22 protein-coding genes are annotated in these 24,122 nt (G+C 69.5%); 18 read left to right on the top strand and 4 right to left on the bottom strand.

Annotation, left to right across the window (positions count from 1 at the left end):
• Position 1: 1 nt before the first annotated feature.
• Complete coding sequence (locus E0E30_RS05915) at positions 2–427, bottom strand: DUF2231 domain-containing protein (protein ID WP_130865510.1); 426 nt, start codon at positions 425–427, stop codon at positions 2–4.
• Positions 428–505: 78 nt separating this feature from the next.
• On the bottom strand, positions 506–1,159 hold the full coding sequence (locus tag E0E30_RS05910; RefSeq protein ID WP_130865509.1) for an HdeD family acid-resistance protein: 654 nt from the start codon (positions 1,157–1,159) through the stop codon (positions 506–508).
• Between the two features lie 89 nt (positions 1,160–1,248).
• Between E0E30_RS05910 and dnaE the strand changes: the two genes are divergently transcribed.
• A complete protein-coding gene (gene dnaE / locus E0E30_RS05905; RefSeq protein WP_130865508.1) occupies positions 1,249–4,824 on the top strand; it encodes a DNA polymerase III subunit alpha in 3,576 nt (1,191 codons plus the stop codon).
• Between the two features lie 182 nt (positions 4,825–5,006).
• The gene (locus E0E30_RS05900) at positions 5,007–5,534 is read left to right on the top strand and encodes a hypothetical protein (protein ID WP_411914021.1); all 528 of its coding nucleotides are present in this window, start codon (positions 5,007–5,009) and stop codon (positions 5,532–5,534) included.
• Here the strand turns inward: E0E30_RS05900 and E0E30_RS05895 are convergent.
• The gene (locus tag E0E30_RS05895; RefSeq protein ID WP_167853906.1) at positions 5,487–6,260 is read right to left on the bottom strand and encodes a DUF554 domain-containing protein; all 774 of its coding nucleotides are present in this window, start codon (positions 6,258–6,260) and stop codon (positions 5,487–5,489) included. The two genes, E0E30_RS05900 and E0E30_RS05895, sit on opposite strands and share 48 nt — an antisense overlap.
• A gap of 64 nt (positions 6,261–6,324) precedes the next feature.
• Here E0E30_RS05895 and hisD point away from each other — a divergent pair, with 64 nt between their 5' ends.
• From hisD to E0E30_RS05820, 15 genes are all read left to right on the top strand, one after another.
• Positions 6,325–7,629 carry a histidinol dehydrogenase gene (hisD, locus tag E0E30_RS05890; protein WP_130865505.1) on the top strand — a complete coding sequence of 435 codons (1,305 nt, stop codon included), beginning with the start codon at positions 6,325–6,327 and terminating at the stop codon, positions 7,627–7,629.
• Positions 7,626–8,810 (top strand): histidinol-phosphate transaminase, encoded by a 1,185-nt coding sequence (locus tag E0E30_RS05885; protein ID WP_130865504.1) that lies wholly within the window; start codon positions 7,626–7,628, stop codon positions 8,808–8,810. The genes hisD and E0E30_RS05885 overlap by 4 nt, the downstream gene beginning before the upstream one ends.
• Positions 8,807–9,451: an imidazoleglycerol-phosphate dehydratase HisB gene (gene hisB, locus E0E30_RS05880; protein WP_130865503.1), complete on the top strand. Its 645-nt coding sequence runs from the start codon at positions 8,807–8,809 to the stop codon at positions 9,449–9,451. Before E0E30_RS05885 ends, hisB begins: the two co-directional genes overlap by 4 nt.
• Complete coding sequence (gene hisH, locus E0E30_RS05875) at positions 9,444–10,070, top strand: imidazole glycerol phosphate synthase subunit HisH (protein WP_130865502.1); 627 nt, start codon at positions 9,444–9,446, stop codon at positions 10,068–10,070. Before hisB ends, hisH begins: the two co-directional genes overlap by 8 nt.
• 58 nt (positions 10,071–10,128) lie before the next feature.
• Positions 10,129–10,890, top strand: a complete 762-nt coding sequence (priA, locus tag E0E30_RS05870) for a bifunctional 1-(5-phosphoribosyl)-5-((5-phosphoribosylamino)methylideneamino)imidazole-4-carboxamide isomerase/phosphoribosylanthranilate isomerase PriA (protein WP_130865501.1) — start codon at positions 10,129–10,131, stop codon at positions 10,888–10,890.
• A 122-nt stretch (positions 10,891–11,012) separates the two neighbouring features.
• Positions 11,013–11,804 (top strand): YebC/PmpR family DNA-binding transcriptional regulator, encoded by a 792-nt coding sequence (locus E0E30_RS05865; RefSeq protein WP_130865500.1) that lies wholly within the window; start codon positions 11,013–11,015, stop codon positions 11,802–11,804.
• A 31-nt stretch (positions 11,805–11,835) separates the two neighbouring features.
• Positions 11,836–12,381 (top strand): crossover junction endodeoxyribonuclease RuvC, encoded by a 546-nt coding sequence (gene ruvC / locus E0E30_RS05860; RefSeq protein WP_130866769.1) that lies wholly within the window; start codon positions 11,836–11,838, stop codon positions 12,379–12,381.
• On the top strand, positions 12,378–12,986 hold the full coding sequence (gene ruvA / locus E0E30_RS05855; protein WP_130865499.1) for a Holliday junction branch migration protein RuvA: 609 nt from the start codon (positions 12,378–12,380) through the stop codon (positions 12,984–12,986). The genes ruvC and ruvA overlap by 4 nt, the downstream gene beginning before the upstream one ends.
• Before the next feature lie 190 nt (positions 12,987–13,176).
• A complete protein-coding gene (gene ruvB / locus E0E30_RS05850; protein ID WP_130865498.1) occupies positions 13,177–14,196 on the top strand; it encodes a Holliday junction branch migration DNA helicase RuvB in 1,020 nt (339 codons plus the stop codon).
• An 85-nt stretch (positions 14,197–14,281) separates the two neighbouring features.
• Entirely contained in the window at positions 14,282–14,725 is a 444-nt protein-coding gene (gene yajC, locus E0E30_RS05845) for a preprotein translocase subunit YajC (RefSeq protein WP_130865497.1), read from the top strand.
• 155 nt (positions 14,726–14,880) lie between these two features.
• Entirely contained in the window at positions 14,881–16,551 is a 1,671-nt protein-coding gene (gene secD / locus E0E30_RS05840) for a protein translocase subunit SecD (RefSeq protein ID WP_130866768.1), read from the top strand.
• A 1-nt stretch (position 16,552) separates the two neighbouring features.
• Entirely contained in the window at positions 16,553–17,743 is a 1,191-nt protein-coding gene (gene secF, locus E0E30_RS05835; protein WP_130865496.1) for a protein translocase subunit SecF, read from the top strand.
• Between the two features lie 2 nt (positions 17,744–17,745).
• A complete protein-coding gene (locus E0E30_RS05830; RefSeq protein WP_130865495.1) occupies positions 17,746–18,276 on the top strand; it encodes an adenine phosphoribosyltransferase in 531 nt (176 codons plus the stop codon).
• A gap of 12 nt (positions 18,277–18,288) precedes the next feature.
• Entirely contained in the window at positions 18,289–19,383 is a 1,095-nt protein-coding gene (locus tag E0E30_RS05825; RefSeq protein WP_130865494.1) for a potassium channel family protein, read from the top strand.
• 99 nt (positions 19,384–19,482) lie between these two features.
• Positions 19,483–21,801, top strand: a complete 2,319-nt coding sequence (locus tag E0E30_RS05820; protein ID WP_130865493.1) for a RelA/SpoT family protein — start codon at positions 19,483–19,485, stop codon at positions 21,799–21,801.
• A 249-nt stretch (positions 21,802–22,050) separates the two neighbouring features.
• Here E0E30_RS05820 and E0E30_RS05815 read toward each other — a convergent pair whose 3' ends face one another.
• Complete coding sequence (locus E0E30_RS05815; RefSeq protein ID WP_130865492.1) at positions 22,051–23,334, bottom strand: DUF349 domain-containing protein; 1,284 nt, start codon at positions 23,332–23,334, stop codon at positions 22,051–22,053.
• Here E0E30_RS05815 and E0E30_RS05810 point away from each other — a divergent pair.
• Entirely contained in the window at positions 23,294–23,995 is a 702-nt protein-coding gene (locus E0E30_RS05810; RefSeq protein ID WP_411913992.1) for an MBL fold metallo-hydrolase, read from the top strand. The genes E0E30_RS05815 and E0E30_RS05810 overlap by 41 nt on opposite strands.
• The last annotated feature ends 127 nt before the right edge of the window (positions 23,996–24,122 follow it).

Here is a 24,122-nt window from a genome sequence, read left to right as displayed (position 1 = left end):
GTCACGCCGCGGCCAGGAGGACCGACGCCCCTCCGGCGAGACGTCCCCAGGGGCGCCACCGCTCCTCACGGCCCAGTCGTCCCGAGGCCAGGCCGGTGGCTCCGGGAAGCGTCCAGGCCGCCACGAGGAAGAGGACGACGCAGGGGTACAGGCACATCGTGAGCAGGTCGGCCATCTGCTCATGGGCGCCGATGGCGGCACGGTTGTTGCTCATCGTGTGCGCCAGGACGTCGCCGGCCATGCGGGAGACTTGGACGAAGCCGGCGGCCAGCACCCCGGAGACGACCGTCGGCCGGCGCAGGAACCAGCGCCACGAGGGTCGGACCACGAAGGCGATGACGGCCATCGCGAAGATCGGGGTGAGGACGACGGCGCCATGGACGACGAGTGGATGCAGTGGCGGGCTGGCCAGAAGCAGTGCGGTCATGAGGCCGATATTGATCGTTCAACATCCCTGCGGCAACCAAGGACAGGCTGACCACACCGCCGGCGACCCGCCCCGGGGTCAGGAGTCCAGGGTCGGCCGGGTCGGCTCCTCGGTCCGATCGTCGACGACCGTGCCCTCGATGACCGTCGGGTCCTGCGTACTCCGCTCCTCGTTCGGCAGGACCCCGGTGAACCTCCGGAGCCCCAGGGCCAGACCGATGTGGCCCACGCCGTAGGCCATGACACCCAACCCGAGGATCCAGCTGAGCACGCTCACGCCGAATCCCGGATGGGCGAGGACGACGACACCGAGCACGACGGAGACGATCCCCACCGCCGCGGCCCACGACCACGCCGACCGGGTGAACGGCCGGAGGAGGGTGGCCACCGCCAGGACGACGAGGCCCGAGACCACCGCCCATCCCGCCAGGATGAGGAGCAGTACGTGCAGGGTCGTGCCGGGCCGAAGGAGCATGAGCAGACCCACGACCGCCCCGAGGACCGCCCACCATCTCAACGCGGAGGAGCCCGGGGCGCCGCGGACGGCCCACGAGTGGACCAGGGTGAGGACCGCGTCGACGATGATGTACACGCCGACGAGCACCACGAGGGTCGAGAGGGTGAGGCTCGGCCACACCAGGGCCATGATCCCGGCGGCGATGGCGACCGCCCCTCTCAGGGCGGGCATCCACCACGCGGACGTCCAGGGGCGAGCCAGCAACCGTGCAGTCATGACTCCAGCGTACGTGCGGTTCCGGCCGTGTTCGTCGGGACGGCCTCACCCACTACTGTGGTCGCAGTCGTCCAGCAGAAGGGAAGACCGTGGCCCGCTCCGACTTCGTCCACCTGCACACCCACACCGAGTACTCCATGCTCGACGGTGCGGCGAGCAATGAGAAGCTCTTCGCCGAGGTGGCGCGCCAGGGCATGCCGGCCATCGCCATGACCGACCACGGGAACATGTTCGGGGCCTACGAGTTCTTCCAGCTCGCCAGGAAGAAGTACAACGGCAACGACAACCCCCTCGTCAAGCCCATCATCGGCATCGAGGCGTACGTCGCCCCGTCGTCGAGGTTCTCCCGCAGCCAGGAGTTCTGGGGGAGACGCCGTGACTCCGGCGACCCGGACGCCGAGGGGGGCAAGGACGTCTCCGGCGGCGGCCGTTACACCCACCTCACCATGTGGGCGCGCAACCCCACCGGACTGCACAACCTCTTCCGACTGTCCTCCCTGGCCTCCTACGAGGGCTACTACATGAAGCCGCGGATGGACCGCGATCTCATCTCCCAGTACGCCGAAGGGGTCATCGGGTCGACCGGGTGCCCCTCGGGGGAGGTGCAGACCCGGCTTCGTCTGGGCCAGTTCGACGAGGCGCTCGAGGCCGCCGCCGCCTACCAGGAGATCTTCGGCAAGGAGAACTACTTCTGCGAGCTCATGGACCACGGCGTCCCCATCGAGCGGGAGGTGCGCGCCGACCTGCTGCGCCTGGCCTCCAAGCTCGACATCCCGCTGCTGGCCACCAACGACTCGCACTACGTCCACGAGGACGACGCCGACGCCCACGACTCCTTGCTGTGCGTCGGCGTGGGACGCAACAAGGACGACCCCAACCGCTTCCGGTTCAACGGCTCGGGCTACTACATCAAGACCTCCGAGCAGATGCGCGCTCTCTTCCCGGACCATCCCGAGGCCGCCGACAACACGCTGGCCCTCACCGAGATGATCGAGGACTACGACGAGGTCTTCGCCTACGTCGACCGGATGCCCCAGTTCGACGTCCCGGAGGGGGAGACCCAGGAGTCCTGGCTGCGCAAGAAGCTCGCCGAGGGGCTCGACGAGAAGTTCGGACCGCACCCCCCCCAGGAGGTCCTCGACCGCGTCGAGACCGAACTGGCGGTCATCGAGCCGCTGGGTTTCTCCTCGTACTTCCTCGTCGTCTCCGACATCTGCAACGCCGCCCGGGCCATGGGCGTGCCGGTCGGTCCGGGACGAGGCTCGGCCGCCGGGTCGATGGTCGCCTACCTCACCGGCATCATCCAGGTGAACCCGCTCGAACACGGCCTGCTCTTCGAGCGGTTCCTCAACCCCGAACGCGTCAACCCGCCGGACATCGACCTCGACTTCGACGATCGCCAGCGCGACAAGGTCATCGAGTACGTCACCCACAAGTACGGCGCCGACTACACCAGCCAGGTCAACACCTTCGGCAAGATCAAGGCCAAGGCCGCCGTCAAGGACGCCAACCGCATCCTCGGCTACCCTTTCGCCCTCGGCGACAAGATCACCAAGGCCATGCCGCCCGACATCATGGGCAAGGGCGTCCCGCTCAGTCAGATCTTCAACCCCGAGCACGACCGCTACAACGAGGGTGGGGAGTTCCGTCAGCTCGTCGAGGACAACCCCGACGTCGGCAAGGTCGTCGAGACCGCCAAGGGGCTCGAGGGCCTCATCCGCGGCACCGGCGTCCACGCCTGTGCCTTCATCCTGTCCAGCGCGCCCCTGCTCGACCTCGTCCCCATGCACAAGAGGGACAAGGACGGCATGATCATCGCCGGTTTCGCCTACCCCCAGCTCGAGGAGATGGGGCTCATGAAGATGGACTTCCTGGGCCTGCGCAACCTCGGCATCATGGACCACTGCCTCAAGATCATCAAGGAGAACCGGGGCGAGGACGTCGATCTGCAGAAGGTCCCGCTCGACGACCGGAAGACCTACGAGATGCTCTCCCGGGGCGACACCCTCGGCGTCTTCCAGCTCGACGGGACGGCCATGCGGGCCCTGCTGCGGCTCATGGGCCCCACCGAGTTCGACGACATCGTCGCCGTCCTGGCCCTCTACCGACCCGGTCCGATGGGCGCCAACGCCCACATCCTCTATGCCCAGCGCAAGAACGGGCGCGAGCCCATCATCCCCATCCATCCCGAGCTCAAGGAGGACCTCGACGAGATCCTCGCCCCGACGTACCACCTCATCGTGTACCAGGAGCAGATCATGTCGATCGCCCGCAAGCTCGCGGGCTACACCCTCGGTGGCGCCGACCTGCTGCGCCGGGCCATGGGCAAGAAGAAGAAGTACATCCTCGACCAGAACTTCGTGCCCTTCCAGGCCGGGATGCGCAAGAACGGCTACTCCGACGACGCCATCCAGACCCTCTGGGACGTCATGGTCCCCTTCGCCGGGTACGCCTTCAACAAGTCGCACGCGGCCGGCTACGGCCTCGTCTCCTACTGGACCGCGTACCTCAAGGCCAACTACCCGGCCGAGTACGGGGCGGCCCTGCTCACCTCCGTGGGGGACGACAAGGACAAGATGGCCATGTACCTGGCCGACATGAGGGCCCAGCACATCAAGGTGCTGCCGCCCGACGTCAACGCCAGCTCGCTGGAGTTCACCGCCGTCGGCGAGGACATCCGCTTCGGTCTGGGCGCCATCCGCAACGTCGGCGAGAACGCCGTCAACGAGATCATCGCCGCTCGCAAGGAGCACGATCCGGCCGGCGACTTCTTCGAGTTCCTCGACCAGGTGCCGCTGGCCGTGTGCAACAAGAGGCTCATCGAATCGCTCATCAAGGCCGGCGCCTTCGACTCCATGGGGCACTCCCGGCGTGGCCTCATGGAGGTCTTCGAGACCGCGGTCGACGCCGTCATCGACCTCAAGCGCAACGAGGCCAACGGCCAGGACGACCTCTTCGGGACGGCCACCGACGACGGGCCGACCCAGCTCGGCGTCGAACGGACCGTCCCGGACAGCGACTGGGACCGACGGACCAAGCTCGCCTTCGAACGCGACATGCTCGGGCTCTACGTCTCCGACCACCCGCTGCACGGCATGGAAGCGGCTCTGGAGGCCGAACGGGACGTGTCCATCGCTTCGCTCATCTCCTCCGACGGCCCCCGGGAGGGCCAGTTCACCATCGCCGGGATGGTGACCCAGATCGTCCGGAGGACGACGAAGAACGGCGACATCTGGGCCTCCGTGACGGTCGAGGACCTCGACGCCTCCATCACCGTGTCCTGCTTCCCCAAGGTGTACCAGCGGGTCGAGCCGCTGCTGGCCGTCGACGGGATCCTCAAGATCCGTGGTCGGGTCCGCGAACGCGACGAGACCGCCGAGATGTCGGCCTCGGACGTCTGGGTGCTCGACATCGGAGAGGGAGGACAGGTCCCCCTGACCCTGCAGCTGCGCGCCTCCCGCTGCACCCGGTCGGTCGTCGAGAATCTGCGCGGCGTCCTGCGCAACCATCCCGGGGCATCGGAGGTGCACCTGCGCCTCCTCGAAGGAGAAGAGATGACGACCTTCCGTCTCGGTGACGATCTCAAGGTCACCACCGACCAGCCGCTCATGGCCGATCTCAAGGCGCTCCTGGGGCCCTCCTGCATCCCCGGGAGGTCGGCATGAGCACCCCGGCCACCCGACCCGGCCCGTCGACCTCGGGCGCACCCGGAGGGCGGGGCCGAGCCGTGAACCCGTCCGGTCGGCCCGGTCCCGACCAGCGCCGGGCAGGCACCGGGCAGCGCCGGGCAGGCACAGGCGGGGGGAGTGGGCGCCGTGGTCCGGCGTCCCGCCCCCAGCAGGCACCGATCCTGCTCGGCGCCGTCCTCATCCTCGTCAGCGCCGTCCTCGGTGGTCTGGCGGCCGCCGTCTGGCATGGCGTGGCCACCCTGCCCACGTACCACGTGGCCGACGACGGTTCGGCGTCGACGACCGAACGAGGCCTCACCCAGATGATCTCGACGGACTCGACCTACGGCCTCATCGGCCTGGTCGTCGGGGCGATCTGCGCGCTCGCGGCGTGGTGGCTCTTCTCCCGCCGTGGCAGCGTCGTCGTCCTCATCGCCGGGCTGGCCTCGCTGGTGGCGGCACTCGTGTGCTGGTGGATCGGGGTGCTCATCGGTCCGGGCTCCTTCGCCACCCGCATCGCCGGGGCCAAGCCGGGCGACGACGTCCAGGTCGACTTCCACCTGCACACGTGGACACCGATCCTCCTGTGGATCGCCGGGGCCATGGTCGCCCTGCTCGTCTGCTCCCTCGTCGTGACGATCCGGGCCCGACGCGCGGCCTCACAGCCAGCCGCAGGCGACGACGAGGAGCGGCGCGACGACCAGTGAGGGGAGCATCGCCGCGACCGGCACGTCGCGGATGCGCAGCAACTTGATGCCCAGGCCCAGGAGGACGACGCCGCCACACGCGGTGATCGACTCGATGATGGGTGTCGACAGGACGCCCCCCAGGGCCACCCCGGCCAGGATGAGCACTCCCTCGACCAGCCCGATGCCCACACTGGCCAGGACGACCCCGAAGCCCATGGCCGAGGCGAAGGAGATGGCTGTCACGGCGTCGAGCACCGACTTGACGAGCAGCTGACCGGGACCTCCCCCCAGCCCCTCGGTCATGGAACCGAGGATGGTGAGCGGGCCGATGGTCGCCACGAGGGTCATGGTGACGAAACCCTCGCCCAGCCTGTTGCCGCCGCGTCCGTGGGCCTTGGCCTGCAGCCACGCCGCGAACCGGTCCAGCTGGGCATCGAGGGATATCGCCGAACCGATAGCGGTGCCCAGTGCCAGTCCGATGAGGACGACGACCGCCCCGGCCCCGCCGGGCACCGCCAAGGTGAGGTCCTTGGAGTTCATGGCGGCCGCCGTCTGGATGCCGATGACGATGGTGAAGAGCCCGAGGATGTCCATGAGGGCGTCCCGGGTGCGTGTCGACAGGTGCGTCCCGAAGAGCATCCCGAGCAGTCCGCCGAGGACGACGGCCAGGGTGTTGACGACGGCTCCGGTGCCCACCGGCAGGGACACGTCGAGCGGGGGCAGCGCAAGGAAGGGGCTCGTCATCACGTCGTCATCCCACCACCTGGCGGGTTCCGTCCGCCATTCAGGCGGCCCGTACACTTGCCGCATGCTGAGAACGGTCGACATCTCCACCAGCGATCTCGACGACTACCGGGCCGCGGTGCCGCGGGCCGCGGTCGACGTCGAGTCGGCCCTGGCCGCCGTCGTCCCGGTGTGCGACGCCGTGCGCGACCGCGGTGAGGAGGCGCTGCGCGAGTTCAGCGAACGGTTCGACCATTGTCTTCCCGAGCACCTCCGGGTGCCGGTCGAGCAGCTCGACGCCGCCCTGGCCGACCTCGACCCCGACCTCAGGGCCTCCTTCGAGGAGTCCGTCCGACGACGCCGGGCCGTCTGTGAGGCCGCCGAGAGGGAGACCTCGTCCGATGTCATCGAGGTGGCCGAGGGGGCCCACGTCACCCAACGCCTCGTCCCGGTGGACCGGGTCGGACTCTACGTTCCGGGTGGCCTGGCCCCGCTGGCCTCGAGCGTCATCATGAACGTCGTCCCCGCCCAGGTGGCCGGGGTCGGGTTGATCGCGGTGGCCTCCCCGCCGCAGGCCGACTTCGGCGGACTCCCGCACCCCAACATCCTCGCCCTGTGCCGTCTGCTGGGCGTCGACGAGGTGTACGCCGTCGGCGGCGCCCAGGCCATCGCGATGTTCGCCCACGGGGTGCCGGGCCTGTGCCGGCGGGTCGACCTCGTCACCGGTCCGGGCAACATCTACGTCGTCGCCGCCAAGCGTCACCTGCGCGGCATCGTCGGCATCGACTCGGAGGCCGGGCCGACCGAGATCGCCATTCTTGCCGACGAGACCGCTGATCCACGGTTCGTCGCGGCCGATCTCATGAGCCAGGCCGAGCACGATCCCATGGCGGCCGCCGTCCTCGTCACCGACTCACCGGCCCTGGCCGCCGCGGTCGAGGAGGCCCTGGATCCCATGGTCGACGCCACCCTGCACGCCGACCGGATCCGCACCTCGCTGAGCTCGCAACAGTCCGGGATCGTCCTCGTCCGCGATCTCGAACAGGGCCTGGCCGTCGTCGACGCCTACGCCGCCGAACACCTCGAGATCCAGACCCGCGACGCCGCCAAGGTCGCCGCCCGGGTGCACAACGCCGGGGCGATCTTCGTCGGCTCCTGGGCGCCGGTCTCCCTGGGCGACTACTCGGCCGGATCGACCCACGTCCTGCCCACCGGGGGAGCGGCCCACCACTCCTCGGGTCTGTCGGTGCGCTCCTTCATGCGCGCCGTCCACGTCATCGACTACACCCGACAGGCCCTGCTCGCCCTGGCCGAGGGGGTCGAGCGCTTCGCCCTGGCCGAGAACCTGCCCGGCCACGCCAACGCCGTCGCGGTTCGGAGGATGTCATGACGACCTCGGACTCCGTCCCCGAGCTGCCGCGGGTCAACCCCATCCGGCTGTCCGAACTGCCCCTGCGCCCCGAACTCGTCGGCCAGGAGCCCTACGGTGCGCCGCAGTTGGACGTGCCGGTGTGCCTCAACGTCAACGAGAACCCCTACCCGCCCTCGGCGGCCGTGCGTCGTGACATGGCCAAGGCCGTCTCCGAGGTGGCCGGGCAGCTCAACCGCTACCCCGATCGCGAGGCCCTCGACCTGCGGGCCGACCTGGCCCGGTACGTCGGGTTCGGGGTCGGCGTCGACCAGGTGTGGGCCGCCAACGGCTCGAACGAGGTCATGATCGAGATCCTCGAGGCCTTCGCCGGGCCGGGACGGACCGTCATGACCTTCACCCCGACCTATTCGATGTACCCCGAGTACGCCCGCAACACGCACAGCGAGTACGTCACCGCCGAGCGCAATGCGTGGTTCGGGATCGACGCCCCGGCCGCCATCGAGGCCATCAACGCCGCCGGGGCCGACGTCGTCCTCCTCACGACCCCGAACAATCCCACCGGGACCGCCGTGCCGGTCGCCGTCATCGAGGAGATCTGCCGGGGCACCGAGGCCATGATCGTCGTGGACGAGGCCTACCAGGAGTTCGCCGACACCCCGGCCGACTCGGCCATCGCGCTGCTGCCCAAGTACGGCCGTCTCATCGTCGTCCGCACCCTGTCCAAGGCCTTCGCCCTGGCCGGAGGCCGCGTGGGCTACGCCGTCGCCGCCCCGGCGGTCATCGACGCCCTGCGCATCGTCCGACTGCCCTACCACCTCTCGGCCACCACCCAGGCCGTCGCGAGGACCGCCCTGGCCCACGCACCCGAGATGCTCGAGCGGGTCGACGAGCTGCGCGCCACCCGCGCGGCGATGTCCGAGTGGCTGCGGTTGCACGGCCTGGAGGTCGTCGACAGCCAGTCGAACTTCGTCCTCTTCGGACGCTTCGCCGATCGCCACGGCGTCTTCCAGGGGCTGCTGGACCGCGGCGTGCTCGTCCGCGAGGTCGGGCCGGAGGGTTACCTGCGGGTGTGCGCCGGCACCCCCGAGCAGACCGATGCCTTCCAGGACGCGTTGCTCGAGGTACTGGCGAGCGCCCGGGTGCTCGGCCACGACGATCCCGCCGCGACGGCCCCGACCACCCAGGAGAGCACCTCATGAACCATCGCCGGGCGCACATCCACCGGGCCACGAGCGAGTCGACGGTCGACGTCACGGTCGACCTCGACGGCACCGGTGAGTCGACGATCAGCACCGGGGTCGGCTTCTACGACCACATGCTCACCGCCCTGTCGCGGCACTCGGGGATCGACATGGCGATCGACACCGTCGGTGACGTCGAGATCGACGGTCACCACAGCGTCGAGGACACCGCCATCGCGCTGGGACAGGCCCTGGCCCGCGCCCTCGGCGACAAGGTCGGGATCACCCGCTTCGGGGAGGCCACCGTGCCCCTCGACGAGGCCCTGGCCCACTGCGTCGTCGACGTCGCCGGCCGGCCCTACGTCTCGTGCACCGGGGAGCCGGAGGGCCAGGTGTATGCGAGGATCGGCGGCTCCGGGGTGCCCTACCAGGGGTCGATGACCGAGCACGTCGTCACCTCGCTGGCCCTCAATGCGGGGCTGTGCATCCACCTGCGTCTGCTGGCCGGACGCGACCCTCACCACATCTGCGAGGCCCAGTACAAGGCCCTGGCCCGTGCCCTGCGGGTCGCCGTCTCCCTCGACCCGCGCAATGCCGGCCGGGTGCCCAGCACCAAGGGCACCCTCGGCGAGTCGACCCGGGAGGGCGACGGTGAGTGAGGAGTTGCGGGTCGGTGTCATCGACCACGGCTCGGGCAACCTCCACTCCGCCTGCCGGGCCCTGCGCGAGGCCGGGGCCCGGGTGGTGCTCTCGAACGACGTCGACGAACTCGCCGCCCAGGAGGCCCTGGTGCTGCCCGGGGTGGGTGCCCTGGCCGCCGCCATGGACGGGTTGCGTGCCATGGGCGGGGACGAGCTCGTCCTCGACCACGTCGAGCACGAGCGGCCGTTGCTCGGGATCTGCGTCGGACACCAGATGCTCTTCGAGTACGGAGAGGAACGGGACGCGCCGGTGGCCGGCCTCGGACTGCTGCCGGGAGTCGTCAGCCCGCTGCCGGCCGACCGCCTGCCGCACATGGGATGGAACACCGTGCGTCCCTGTGACGGGACGCGCCTCTTCCGTGGCATCGAGCGGGAACGGTTCTACTTCGTCCATTCCTTCGGCGTCGTCGACCCTCAGCTGCACAGCGGGGTGACGACGAGTACCCACGAGGACGCCGTCTTCATCGCCGCCACCGAGCTGGGCCCCATCTGCTCCACCCAGTTCCACCCGGAGAAGTCGGGGGCCGCCGGGGTGCGTCTGCTCGCCAACTGGATGAGTTCGCTCGACGAGGACTGATCCGCCCGATCACCGGTCGGTCCACCAACTGGTCACCGGCGGCTGATACGGTCGAACGGTGACCGGAGAACTCGTCCTGCTGCCCGCCGTCGACGTCCAGGGGGGTCGTGCCGTCCAGCTCCAGCAAGGGGTGGCCGGCTCCGAGCGGGTCTTCGGTGACCCCCTCGAGGTGGCCCGGCGATGGCAGTCCCAGGGCGCCTCCTGGATCCATCTGGTCGACCTTGACGCCGCCTTCGGACGCGGCTCGAACACCGACATCATCCGTGCCATCGTCGGCGAGCTCGACATCGACGTCGAGGTCTCCGGCGGCATCCGCGACCAGGACTCACTCGATGCCGCCCTCGCGGCGGGCGTCACCCGGGTCAACATCGGTACGGCCGCGTTGGAGAACCCGCAGTGGTGCGACGAGGTCGTCGCCCGGTACGGCGACCGCGTGGCGATCGGTCTGGACGTCCGCGGTACGCGGCTGGCTGCCCGCGGCTGGACCCGGGAGGGCGGGGAGTTGCTCGACGTCCTGGCGCGTCTGGAGGCCGCCGGTTGCCAGCGGTACGTCGTCACCGACGTCGCCTCCGACGGGATGCTCACCGGCCCCAACTACGAACTGCTCGGTCAGGTCTGCGCGCGGACCGCCGGCAAGGTCGTCGCCTCCGGTGGCATCTCGACCCTGGAGGACCTGCGCCGGCTTCGCGGCCTCGTGCCGATCGGCGTCGAGGGGGCCATCGTCGGCACCGCCCTGTACGTCGGCAACTTCACCCTGCCGGAGGCCCTCGACGTGTGTCGGCGCGTCACCCCCGCCGACTCCGCTCCGCAGGTCCCTTGAGGGTCGTCCACCCCGTGTAGACTGACCGATCGTCTGCGCGGCCGGCCAGCAGTGGCGCCGCGCCCGGGACGGCGACCAGACGACGTCGCGACATCGATCCGAGGAAGCGAGGAACCGGCTACATGAGCGGTCACTCCAAGTGGGCCACCACGAAGCACAAGAAGGCGGCCATCGACGCCAAGCGCGGCAAGTTGTTCGCCAAGCTCATCAAGAACATCGAGGTGGCCGCCCGGATCGGCGGCGGTGACCCCTCGGGCAATCCGACGCTCTACGACGCCATCCAGAAGGCCAAGAAGAGCTCGGTCCCCAACGACAACATCGACCGCGCGGTCAAGCGTGGCTCCGGTGAGGGCGCCGACGCCGTCAACTACGAGACGATCATGTACGAGGCCTACGGCCCGGCGGGCGTCGCCGTGCTCATCGAGTGCCTCACCGACAACCGCAACCGCGCCGTCTCGGACGTCCGTGTCGCGGTGACCCGCAATGGCGGCACCATGGCCGACGGCGGTTCGGTGCAGCGTCTCTTCCAGCGCAAGGGCGTCGTCACCGTCTCCAAGACCTTCGAGGTCGAGGAGGGACGCAAGAGCGTCACCCACGAGGTCGACGAGGACCAGCTCATGGAGGCCACTCTCGAGGCCGAGCCGGAGGACATCGTCGACGACGGCGAGAGCTTCGAGGTCATCTCCGACCCCAACGCCTTCGTCGAGGTGCGCAAGGCCATCCAGGCGGCCGGCATCGACTACGACTCGGCCGAGGTCGAGTTCCGCGCCGACTTCAACCAGCCGATCGAGCTCGACGACGCGCGCAAGCTCTTCAAGATCACCGACGCCCTGGACGATCTCGACGACGTCCAGAACGTCTTCACCAACGCCGACATCACCCCGGAGCTCGCCGCCGCCCTCGAGGAGGACTGAGCCCGTGGTACGCCGTCCCGGGACCGTCGTCATGGGCGTCGACCCGGGACTGACGCGCTGTGGAGTGGGGATCGTCCGGGGAGGCCCAGGGGTTCCGCTGGAGTTGCTCGGGGTGGGGGTCATCCGCACCCCGGCCGATCTCGAGCACGGTGCCCGACTCCTGCGCATCCATGACGGCCTCGAGGAGTGGTTCGCCGCCCACCGGCCCGATGCCATGGCGGTGGAGCGGGTCTTCGCCCAGCACAACCGGGCGACGGTCGCCGGCACCGCCCAGGCCATGGGTCTGACACAGATGATCGGTGCCCGGCACGGGGTGCCGGTCGGCGTCCACACCCCCAGTGAGGTCAAGGCGGCGATCTCCGGGTCGGGCCGGGCCGACAAGGCGCAGGTCGGCTCCATGGTGGCGCGGGTGCTCCGGCTGGCGGCGGCCCCCCAGCCGGCCGACGCCGCCGACGCGGTGGCCCTGGCCATCACCCACCTGTGGCGGGGCGGTGCGCAGGATCGTCTCGCGGCCGCCGTCGCAGCCCAGCGGGGCAACCGTCCGGTCCCGCGTTCCTGGAAGGATCTCGTCCGGTGATCTCCCACCTCCGCGGCACGGTCTCGGCCGCCGGCCCCACCTGGGTCGTCCTCGACCTCGCCGGGGTCGGTCTGCGCGTCCAGTGCACACCGGCGACCGCGGCAGCGGCACGGCCGGGGGAGACCATGACCGTGGAGACCTCCCTCGTCGTGCGCGAGGACTCGCTCACCCTGTACGGCTTCGACCGCGCCACCGACCGGGACGCCTTCGACCTCGTCCAGACCGCCTCGGGGGTCGGGCCGAGGCTGGCCATGGCCATCGTCTCGGTGCTCGACGCCGACCGGCTCGCTGCCGCCCTGCGCACCGAGGACCTGGCGACCCTGTGCTCGGTGCCGGGGATCGGGCGCAAGGGCGCGGCCAAACTCGTCCTCGAGCTGCGGGAGAAGGCAGTGCTCCTGGGGTCGGGGGAGGACGCCCCGAGCCCTGCCCGGCCGACGACTGCCGAGCCCTGGCGTGAGCAGCTGGCCGAGGGCCTGGAGGGTCTGGGATGGTCGTCGCGGGATGCCGAGCGTGCCGTCGAGTCGGTGGCCCCGCTCAAGGAGGAGAATCCGGAGGTGTCGCTCGGGGTGCTCATGCGGGCGGCGTTGCGCAGTCTTGCGCACTAGATGGAGTTGCGCAGTCTTGCGCACTAGATGGAGTTGCGCAGTCTTGCGCACTAGATGGAGTTGCGCAGTCTTGCGCACTAGATGGAGTTGCGCAGTCTTGCGCACTGGGTGGAGTTGCGCAGTCTCGCGCACTGGAGGGGATCGCCCTGCCCGGCGCACCGAGCCATACGACTCATGAGGGAGGACCACGATGGAGAGCTCACCGGTGACCCCGTGGGCCGAACCGCCCGAGAAGGCTGAGGAGGCCGCGCTGCGTCCCGGCGTCCTCGACGACTTCCACGGTCAGCGACGGGTCTCCGAACAGCTCGGACTCGTCCTCGCCGCCGCGCGCAGCCGCCACGCCGTGCCCGACCACGTCCTCCTCTCGGGCCCGCCCGGGCTCGGCAAGACGACCCTGGCCATGATCATCGCCGCCGAGATGGGGGTTCCCATCCGCATCTCGTCCGGACCGGCCATCCAGCACGCCGGCGATCTGGCGGCCATCCTCTCCTCCCTCACCGAGGGGGAGGTCTTCTTCCTCGACGAGATCCACCGCATGTCCAAGCCGGCCGAGGAGATGCTCTACCTGGCCATGGAGGACTTCCGGGTCGACGTCGTCGTCGGCAAGGGTCCGGGCGCGACGGCCATCCCCATCGACATCCCGCCGTTCACCCTCGTCGGGGCGACGACCCGCGCTGGTCTGCTGCCCGGACCGCTGCGTGACCGCTTCGGGTTCACCGCACAGCTCGACTACTACGATCCCGAGGACCTCGCCGGAATCGTCACCCGCTCGTCGCGGGTCCTCGGCATCGACCTCGCCGCGGGCACGGCGTCGACCATCGCCAGCCGCTCGCGGGGCACCCCACGTATCGCCAACCGGCTGCTGCGCCGCGTCCGCGACTACGCCGACGTCGCCGGGCACTCACCGGTGAGCCCCGCGGTGGCGGCGGCCGCCCTCGATCTCTACGAGGTCGACCCGCTCGGCCTGGACCGTCTCGACCGGGCGGTCCTCACCGCGGTCTGTGAGAAGTTCGGAGGTGGCCCGGTGGGCCTGTCGACCCTGGCGATCAGCGTGGGGGAGGAGCCGCAGACGGTCGAGGAGGTCGCCGAGCCGTTCCTCGTCCGACTGGGGTTCCTCATGCGTACCCCGCGTGGCCGGGTGGCCACCGATCGGGCCTGGGCCCATCTGGGTCTGAGGCAGGACTCACCGTCCTCGGACGGGCTGTTCTGAGCACCGACGATCAGCGGGTTCGGTTCCTGTCGGCGTCGGCGGGTAGCATGTGGGCGCCAGCGTCCACTCCGTCGAAAGCACCCTCATGCCTCTTCTCGCCAGCGGCTTCGGCTCCATGATGCCTCTGCTGCTCGTCCTCATCGTCTTCCTCGGCCTCATGTCGTTCATGACCCGACGCCAGGCGAAGAAGCAGCAGGAGGCCCGCGCCAGCCTCGAGAACGGGCTGCGTCCGGGCACCCGGGTCGTCCTCACCAGCGGCATCTTCTGCACCATCGACACCCTCGGCGACAAGCAGGCCTGGGTGGAACTCGCCCCCGGCTGCAAGATCGTCGTGCTCAAGGCCGCGATCACCCGGGTCGTCGACGACGACGAGGAGGAGTTCATCGTCGAGGACGACGTCACCCCGGTTCCCGGGTCGACCGAGCCGACGGTCCCTGCCGAGGAGGCGTCCGACGGCGCTACGAACCTCGTGCCCGAGGGTTCCGCGACCGGCCAGGAGTACCCTTCCGCCGGGGAGGATCGGGCCTGACCCGCCCGTCCGGGCCCTCAACCACTTTTCCCAGCGTCGTCCTGCCGAGGACGACGCAAGCCATCTGATCAAGGATTCCTCACACCGTGGCAACTCAGAAGCGCACGCCGCACCCGGCCAGGACGTTGCTCATCTTCTTCCTGGTGACCGCGGCCATGTACGGACTCATGGCGATCACGAGCACGTGGTCGCCCCGTCTGGGCCTCGACCTTCGAGGAGGCACCTCGATCACCCTCACGGCCAACGCCACCAACGGGAAGTCGGTGACCCCGACCAGCCTCGAGCAGGCGCGCAACATCATCCAGCAGCGGGTCAACTCCTTGGGCGTGGGGGAGTCCTCGGTCAAGACGATGGGCAGTCGCAACATCGTCGTCTCCGCTCCGAACGTCGACTCCCGCAAGCTCGTCGAGATGGTCGGCCAGACCGCCCAACTCGGGTTCCGGATGGTGTACACGTACGCCCAGGCCACCCCGACGGCCAGCGCCAGCGCGAGCCCCTCGGCCGCCGCCCCGTCGACCCTGCCCCAGGCTCCGGCCACGACCGGGACGACGGCCAGCGCGCTGCCGCAGGCCCCGGTCTCGGCCAGTGCCTCGTCCGGGTCGGCGTCCGCCGGCTCCTCGACGAGCGCGTCGGCGTCCGCCAGTTCCACGGCGAAGAATGCGACCTCGAACCGGGTGACGACGGCGGAGAACTGGACGCCCTCGGCCGCCGACCAGGCCGCCTTCGCGAAGTACACCTGCGCCGACAAGGTCGCCGACGACCTCGACAAGCCCTTGGTGACGTGCGATCGGGAGAAGAAGGTCAAGTACCTCCTCTCCCCGGTCGCCCTGCCCGGCACCCTCGTCACCCAGGCGAACGCCGCCATGCCGCAGAACAGCGTCTCGTACGTCGTCGAGCTCAAGTTCAACAACCAGGGCGCCACCGACTTCGGGGCGGCCACGACCTACCTGTGCAGCCAGACCAGCCCGCGCAACCAGTTCGCCATCGTCCTCGACGGCAAGGTCATCAGCGCCCCGCAGCTGGACGGCACCAAGGGCGCCAGTTGCCCCATCAACACCGGCCAGGCCGCGATCTCCGGCAACTTCACCCAGCAGAGTGCCAACGACCTGGCGAACGTCCTCAAGTACGGCGCCCTCCCGCTGTCCTTCGACGTCTCCAGCGTCGACGCCGTCTCCCCGACCCTCGGTGGTGAGCAGCTGCGTGCCGGTCTCATCGCCGGGGTCATCGGCCTCATCCTCGTCGCCGGCTACTGCCTGCTCTACTACCGGGGCCTCGGTCTGGTCGTCATCAGCTCCCTGGCCATCGCCGGTCTCTTCACCTACGCCTCGATGGTGCTCCTCGGCTCCGCGGTCGGCTTCACCCTGTCGCTCGCCGGCATCGCCGGGGCCATCGTCGCCATCGGCATCACCGCCGACTCGTTCATCGTCTACTTCGAACGGATCCGCGACGAGATCCGCGAGGGTCGCACCCTGCGCACCGCCCTGGAGACCGGATGGCGCAAGGCCCGCGGCACGGTCATGATGGCCGACGGCGTCTCCCTGCTGTCGGCGGTGGTCCTCTTCATCCTCTCGGTCGACCAGGTCAAGGGATTCGCCTTCACCCTCGGCCTGACGACGGTCATCGACCTGCTCATCTGCTTCTTCTTCACCCATCCCATCGTCATCCTCCTGGGTCGGTCGACCTTCTGGGGTCAGGGACGCCGGGGATCCGGCCTCGAGGCCTCGCACATGGGCGTGACCCAGGAGTCGCTGCTCGGCAGGCGGTCCCGCACCGGTCGCGCGGCCAGGACGACCTCCCGCACCCAGTCCGACAGCAAGGAGGCCTGAGATGTCGTCCACGACCGCCGCCCCCGAGGCCCGTCCCGCCAAGAAGGCAGGGTTCACCCACCAGCTCTACACCGGCGAGCTCTCCTACCCGTTCATCGCCCACCGCAGGTTCTGGTACACGGTCACCCTCGTCATCATCGCCGTCTCCCTCATCGGGTTGCTCACCCGCGGCCTCAACCTGGGCATCGACTTCAAGGGTGGTGTCGAGTTCCGCACCTCGGTGGCGGCCACCCACGCCACCACCGACGACGTGCGCAAGGCCGTCATCAGCTCCGACCTGCCCGATCTCGACGGCACCGAGGTCGTGCGGCTCGGAACCGACTCGGTGCGCGTCCAGACCCGCGCGCTGAGCTCGGCCGAGGTCGCCACCCTCCAGAACGACATCGCCAAGGTCGCCGGGACGAAGGCCGACGCCGTCACCTACTCCAAGGTCGGCAGCCAGTGGGGTTCCCAGATCACGAACAAGGCCGTCCAGGCGCTCGTCGTCTTCCTCGTCCTCGTCATGCTGCTCATCTGGGCGTACTTCCGCGAGTGGAAGATGTCCGTCGCGGCCATCCTGGCGTTGGCGCACGACCTCATCGTGACGATCGGTGTCTACGCCCTCGTCGGCTTCACGGTGACCCCGTCGACCCTCATCGGCGTCCTCACCATCCTCGGCTACTCGCTCTACGACACGGTCGTCGTCTTCGACAAGGTCCGTGAGAACACCCACGACATCGTCAAGCGCGACCTCACGTACGACGAGGCCGCGAACCTGGCCATCAACCAGGTCCTCGTCCGGTCGATCAACACGACGGTCATCGGCGTCCTGCCGGTCGCCGCGCTGCTCTTCGCCGGCGCCTTCGTCCTGGGTTCGGGCCCCCTCGAGGACCTCGGCCTGGCGCTCTTCGTCGGCATGATCGCCGGCGCCTACTCCTCGATCTTCATCGCGACGCCCTTCCTGGCCCAGCTGCGCAGCCGCGAGCCCGCCATCAAGGAGCACGACGCCAGGGTTCGTCGTCGCCGTGAGAAGTCCTCCCGGGCCGCGGCCCAGGTCGAGGCACGCACCGTCGAGGTCGCCCCGACGAGTCTCGTCGACGCCCCCTCCGACTCCACCCGGGCCGACGGCACGGCGTCGAGCAGGCAGGTCCGCACCGGAGCCTCGTCGCGTCCCCAGCCCCGCAAGACCACCCGCTCACAGAGGAAGAAGTGACCGTGTCCAAGCGCGACTTCATCGCGGACCTCATCCGGGACGTCCCGGACTTCCCCACCCCCGGGGTGACCTTCAAGGACATCACGCCGCTGCTGGCCAACCCGAACGGGTTCTCGGCGGCCATCGAGGAGCTCGTCCTCAGCGCCCCCCGTGACATCGACGTCGTCGTCGGCATGGAGGCCCGTGGTTTCATGTTCGCCGCCCCGGTGGCCCTGGCCCTGGGGGCCGGGTTCGTCCCGGTCCGCAAGCCGGGCAAGCTACCGGGACAGGTGTACTCGCAGACCTTCGCCCTCGAGTACGGTGAGGCCACCCTCACCGTCCATCAGGACGCCATCCGGCCCGGATCGCGGGTCATGGTCATCGACGACGTCATGGCCACCGGCGGCACGGTGACGGCCACCGCCTCCCTGCTGCGTCAACTCGGAGCCGACCTCGTCCACGTCTCCGTGCTCATGGAGCTGAGCTTCCTCGGCGGTCGCGAGGTGCTGTCGAAGGCCGGCATCGACTCGTTCAGCGCGGTCCTCACGGTCTGATCCGCGATGGAGATGGAGGAGGAGCGTATTCCGGTCGATCCGGAGGCCGGTCACGGGCGTGGCAGGATGGCCATGGTCAGCCTGCCGTTCCGCACGACGACCCCCGTCGTCGAGCTGGCCCGGCGGTTCTCCCTGGCCCTCCTGCTGCTCCTGGTGAGCACCTTCATCGTGTGGTTCGACCGTGGGTCCTACGTCGACAACACCGCTCACGACGGCATCTCCTTCGTCGACGCCATCTACTACTCGACCGTCACGGTGACGACGACCGGTTACGGCGACATCACCCCGGTCAGCCCGCACGCCAGGCTCATCAACGCCATCGTCATCACGCCGTTGCGCATCGGCTTCCTCGTCCTCCTCGTCGGCACCACCATCGAGGTGCTCGCGAACGAGGGGCGGCGCGGCCTGCGCGACGCCGGATGGAGGAGACACATGCGCAACCACACCGTCGTCATCGGCTACGGCACCAAGGGTCGCAGCGCCGTCAACACCCTGCGTGCCCACGACATCCCGCAGGACCGCATCGTCGTCATCGACTCGCGCCCCTCGGCGGTGGCCGAGGCCAACCGTCAGGGGCTGGCCGCCTTCGAGGGTGACGCCACCCGACGCGATCTGCTGCGCCGGGCCGAGATCGGCAAGGCCCGCGAGGTCATCATCACCCTCAACCGCGACGACACCGCGATCCTCACCACCCTCACCGTCCGCCAGCTCAACTCCCGTGCCCACATCGTCGTCTCGGGTCGGGAGGAGCAGAACCTTCCGCTGCTGCGCCAGTCCGGGGCGGATGCCGTCGTCACCTCCGCTGACGCCGTGGGTCGTCTGCTCGGGCTCTCCTCGGTCAATCCCTACGTCGGCACGGTCGTCGACGACCTGCTCTCGGCCGCGCACGGGATGGAGGTCGGTCAGCGCATGGTGACCCCGCAGGAGGTCGGAGCCAGGCCCTCCGACATCGTCAACGAGAAGGTCCTGGCGGTCATCCGCAACGACACCCTGCGCAACTTCTACGACCCGACCCTGGACAAGCTGCAGACCGGCGACATGCTCATCATCGTGCGCAAGGCGGTGCACCGGGGCGGGACGACGACCGGGATGATCCCGGTCATCTGAGCAACTGCGCCGCGGGCTGACCGCCCCGTGAGCGGTCAAGCGGCCGTCCACCGCGCCGGAACCACTATGCTGGGCCCACGTCTGTAGGAGGTGGGGCCCATGGCCGACGAGAGCGTCTACGGGCCCTACCGGGCGGATCGCGCGAGCCTCGGCACGTCCGAGAGCCCCACGCCGGCCCCCCAGCCGCGAATGCGCATGCGCGAGCGCATCGTCCGGTGGGGTGCCCCCAAACAGCCGCCGACCCAGGGGGTGCTCGACCCCCTCATGTCGGTCGTCCTGGCCTCCCACCCCAAGGCCGACGTCGCCCTCCTCCAGCGCGCCTACGAGACGGCCGACCACTACCACCGTGGCCAGACCCGCAAGTCCGGTGACCCGTACATCACCCATCCGTTGGCCGTCGCGATGATCCTGGCCGAGCTGGGCATGGACGACCAGACCCTGTGCGCCGGCCTCCTCCACGACACCGTCGAGGACACCTCGTACACGATGGAGCAGCTCACCGCCGACTTCGGCGAGCAGGTGGCGCTCCTCGTCGACGGCGTCACCAAGCTCGACAAGGTGCAGTACGGGGACTCGGCCAAGGCCGAGACCATCCGCAAGATGGTCATCGCCATGAGCCGCGACATCCGGGTCCTCGTCATCAAGCTGGCCGACCGACTGCACAACATGCGGACCCTGGGCTTCCTGCGACCCGACAAGCAGAACCGCATCGCCAAGGAGACCCTCGAGATCTTCGCCCCGCTGGCCCATCGGCTCGGCATGAACGCCATCAAGTGGGAGCTCGAGGACCTCGCCTTCTCGACCATGCAGCCCAAGGTCTACGACGAGATCGTCCACCTCGTCGCCGAGCAGGCCCCGCGCCGGGAGGAGCAGCTCAAGGAGGTCATCTCGACGGTCCGCAAGGACCTGGCCGACGCCGGCATCGCCGCCACCGTCTACGGCCGGCCGAAGCACTACTACTCGATCTACCAGAAGATGGTCGTGCGTGGTCGGGACTTCTCCGACATCTACGACCTCGTCGGCCTGCGCATCCTCGTCGACACCCCGCGGGACTGCTATGCAGCTCTCGGCGTCATGCACGTGCGATGGAACCCCCTGCCCGGGCGGTTCAAGGACTACATCGCCATGCCGAAGTACAACATGTACCAGTCCCTGCACACGACCGTGCTGGGACCGGGCGGCCACCCAGTCGAACTGCAGATCCGCACCCACGAGATGCATCGACGCGCCGAGTACGGCGTCGCCGCCCACTGGAAGTACAAGGAGAACCCCAACGCCGTCGGCAAGGGGGTCCAGGCCGACGGGTCCGACCTGTCGTGGGTCTACAACCTCAACCAGTGGTCGAAGGAGGAGGACGACCCGAGCGAGTTCCTCGACTCCCTGCGCTTCGAGATCAACTCGCGGGAGGTGTACGTCTTCACCCCCAAGGGTGACGTCATCGCCCTGCCCCAGGACTCCACCCCGGTCGACTTCGCCTACGCCGTCCACACCGAGGTGGGCCACCACTGCATCGGGGCGCGGGTCAACGGCAAGCTCGTGCCGCTGGACTCGAAGCTCTCGAACGGCGACGTCGTCGGGGTCCTCACCTCGAACGCCCCGGACGCCGGCCCGAGCCGTGACTGGCTGGGCTTCGTCGCCTCGCCCCGGGCCCGCTCGAAGATCAAGGCCCACTTCACCCGCGAGCGGCGCGAGGAGTCCATCGAGAGCGGCAAGGACGCCATCGCCCGCCAGATCCGTCACGCCGGGCTGCCCATGCAGACCCTGCTCACCGTCGAGTACCTCACCGCGGTGGCCGACGACCTGCGGGTGCCCGACATCAACTCCCTCTACGCCGCGGTGGGGGAGCACAATGTCAGCGCCCAGGCCGTCGTCGACCGGCTCATCGCCCTGGGTGGGGGAGCCGAGGAGGCCGCGGCCGAGGCCGAGGAGGACCTCCCGGTCGCCGTCCAACCGCCGCCACGACGTCGCTCCGCCTTGGGGGTCGAGGTCGACGGCGATCCCAACATGCTCGTCAAGCTCGCCCGGTGCTGCACGCCGATGCCGGGCGACGACATCATGGGCTTCGTCACGAGAGCCGACGGGGTCTCGGTGCACCGCACCGACTGTTCCAACGCCAAGCATCTCCTCCAGTACCCCGAACGGATCGTCCCGGTCTCGTGGTCCGGCGCACCCCAGGAGGGTTACGTCGTCACCGTCCAGGTGGAAGGTCTGGACCGGGCCGGGTTGCTTCTCGACACCGGCAAGGTGCTGGCCGACCAGGGCATCTCGCTCATCTCGGCGACGATGAATGCCGGCAAGAACCACCTGGCGCGGCTGCGGCTCACCTTCGAGTCGCCCGACCCGACCCACCTCAAGCACCTCATCGAGTCGATCCGTCGCATCTCGGGGGTCTACGACGTCTTCCGGGTCAAGGCCTGAGGGTTTCCCACGCACCATCGGCGGGTCCGGTCAGGTCGGCTCGCGTCCGCGGTGTCAGGAAATCACCCCCACGCAGGCTTTGTTCCCCTGGCGGGGAACATCTGTGCGCTCCGGGGGATTTTCCTCACACCGAGTGTCGGGCACCCGCCCGACAGCATTACTCCCCGGGACCGCAACCGGCCCCCGGACCACCCGACAGCGCCGCGCCCCGGAACCCTCAGGGTTCCGGGGCGCGGTGGGACAGCTCACTCAGGCGGTGAAGTCGTCCAGGGTGCGCCGGGCCTGGTCCAGCCAGGACTCGTAGGTCTGGATCGACTCGCGGGCCTTGCGGGCATCGCGGTCCTTGCCGGCCGCCTCGGCGCGCTCGGCGTCGGCGGTGAGCTTGGAGATCTGGGCGGTGAGCATGTCGACCGTCGCCTGGGCCCGCTCGCGGGCCTGCGGGTCGGTGCGCTTCCACTCGGCCTGCTCGGCGGCGTGCACCTTGTCCTCGAGCGCGCGCACCCGGGCGTCGATGCGTCGCATCGAGTCGCGCGGCACCCGACCGAGCTCGTTGAACCGGTCGAGGAAACGACGCAGGGCCTCCTTGGCGGCCTCGACATCGGTCACCGGAAGGATCGACCCCTCGGCCTCGTCGAGGAGCTTCTCCTTGGCCTCCTGGTTGCCGCGGTACTCCTCGTCCTGCTCGGACTGCGCGGCGGTACGGGCGTCGAAGAAGGTGTCCTGGATCGACCGGAACTCCTTCCACAGCTTGTCGTCGATCTCGCGAGCCGCCGGGCCCGCCTCCTTCCACCGATTCATGAGGTCGCGAAAAGCCCGCGAGGTCGCCCCCCAGTCGGTCGAGGTGGCCAGGGGGCGGGCCTCCTCGATGATGGCCTCCTTCGCCCTGCGGGCGCTGTCGCGCACCGCGTTCTGCTCGGCGAAGTGGGCCTTGCGGCGCCGGGTGTAGGCGGTCCGGGCTCCGGAGAACCGGTGCCACAGCTCGTCGTCGGTCCTCTTGTCGATGCGGGGGAGCTTCTTCCACTCCTCGAGCAGGGCGCGGAACCGGTTGACCCCGCCGCGCCAGTCGTTGCCCTCGGCGATCTGCTCGGCCTGGGCGACCATCTCCTCCTTGGCGGCACGGGCCTGGGCGTGCGCCTCGGCGCGCTCCTCGCGACGCGACTCGGCCTTGGCCTCGATCGTCGGTGCGAGGGCCTCGACCCTCGCCCGGAGCCCGTCCAGGTCACCCACCGCGTTCGCCTGCTCGATCGACTCGGCGAGCCTGGCGGCGGCGTTCTGCGCCTCCGACGGGGACACCGTCCCGGACGACAGCCGGGACTCCAGGAGACCCACCTCCGTCTCGAGGGAGCGATACCTGCGAACGAAGAACTCGAGCGCCTCCTCGGCGGTGACGTCCGGCACCTGACCGACCGACCGCTCACCGGTGGATGTGCGGACGTAGACGGTCCCGTCGTCGTCGACCCTGCCGAAGGACTGCGGACCTGCATCGTGACTCATGGGCCCAATACTGCCCGATAAGCTCGACGTTGTGCTCATCACCTCCATCGTGACCGGTCCGTTCCAGGCCAATTGTTACGTTCTCGCCGCCCAGGAGGGGGCCGACGCGGTCATCGTCGACCCCGGCATGGAGGCCCTCGAACCCCTCGGGCGCGCCCTCGACAAGCACCACCTCACCCCCGTCGCCATGGTGTGCACGCACGGTCACATCGACCACATCGGTGACGCCCGCCGGGTGGGGCTGGCCCACGACATCGGCCTGTGGTGCCCGGTCGATGACCGTCACCTGCTGCGCGACCCCATGGCCGGGTTGCTCGACTTCGCCGCGCCCATGCTCGAGGCCAGCTACGGCTCGACCCACCTCGAGGAGCCCGAGGAGGTCGTCGACGTCGCCCCGAACTCCCACCACGAGATCGCCGGTTTCGACCTCGAGTTCCTCCACGCCCCCGGTCACACCCCGGGGTGCTCCCTCATCCGGTTCACCGACCCCGAGCACGGGCCCATCGTCTTCTCCGGTGACGTCCTCTTCGCCGGCTCGATCGGCCGCACCGACATGCCCGGCGGGGACCCCGCCGTCATGGACGCCAGCCTCCGCGAGGTCGTCCACCCCCTGCCCGACCCCACCCACGTGCTGCCGGGCCACGGTCCGGCGACGACGATGTGGGCCGAGCACCGGACCAACCCCTACCTGCAGTTCTGAGCCCCCGGTCGCGGCCCGCGCCGACGTCCGCAGTGCCGACCGCTCGTCACGGCCGACGCCGGTGCTGGCAGAATGGACAGCCGTGGGCGCCACCACGCCCCCTGTCACCCGTCGACCACACCTGACG

The sequence above is a fragment of the Acidipropionibacterium timonense genome (assembly GCF_900605005.1).
In the GTDB taxonomy this organism is placed as follows: domain Bacteria; phylum Actinomycetota; class Actinomycetes; order Propionibacteriales; family Propionibacteriaceae; genus Cutibacterium; species Cutibacterium timonense.
Note: the sequence above shows the minus strand (reverse complement) of the source record. Positions and strands in the feature narration are given on the sequence as shown.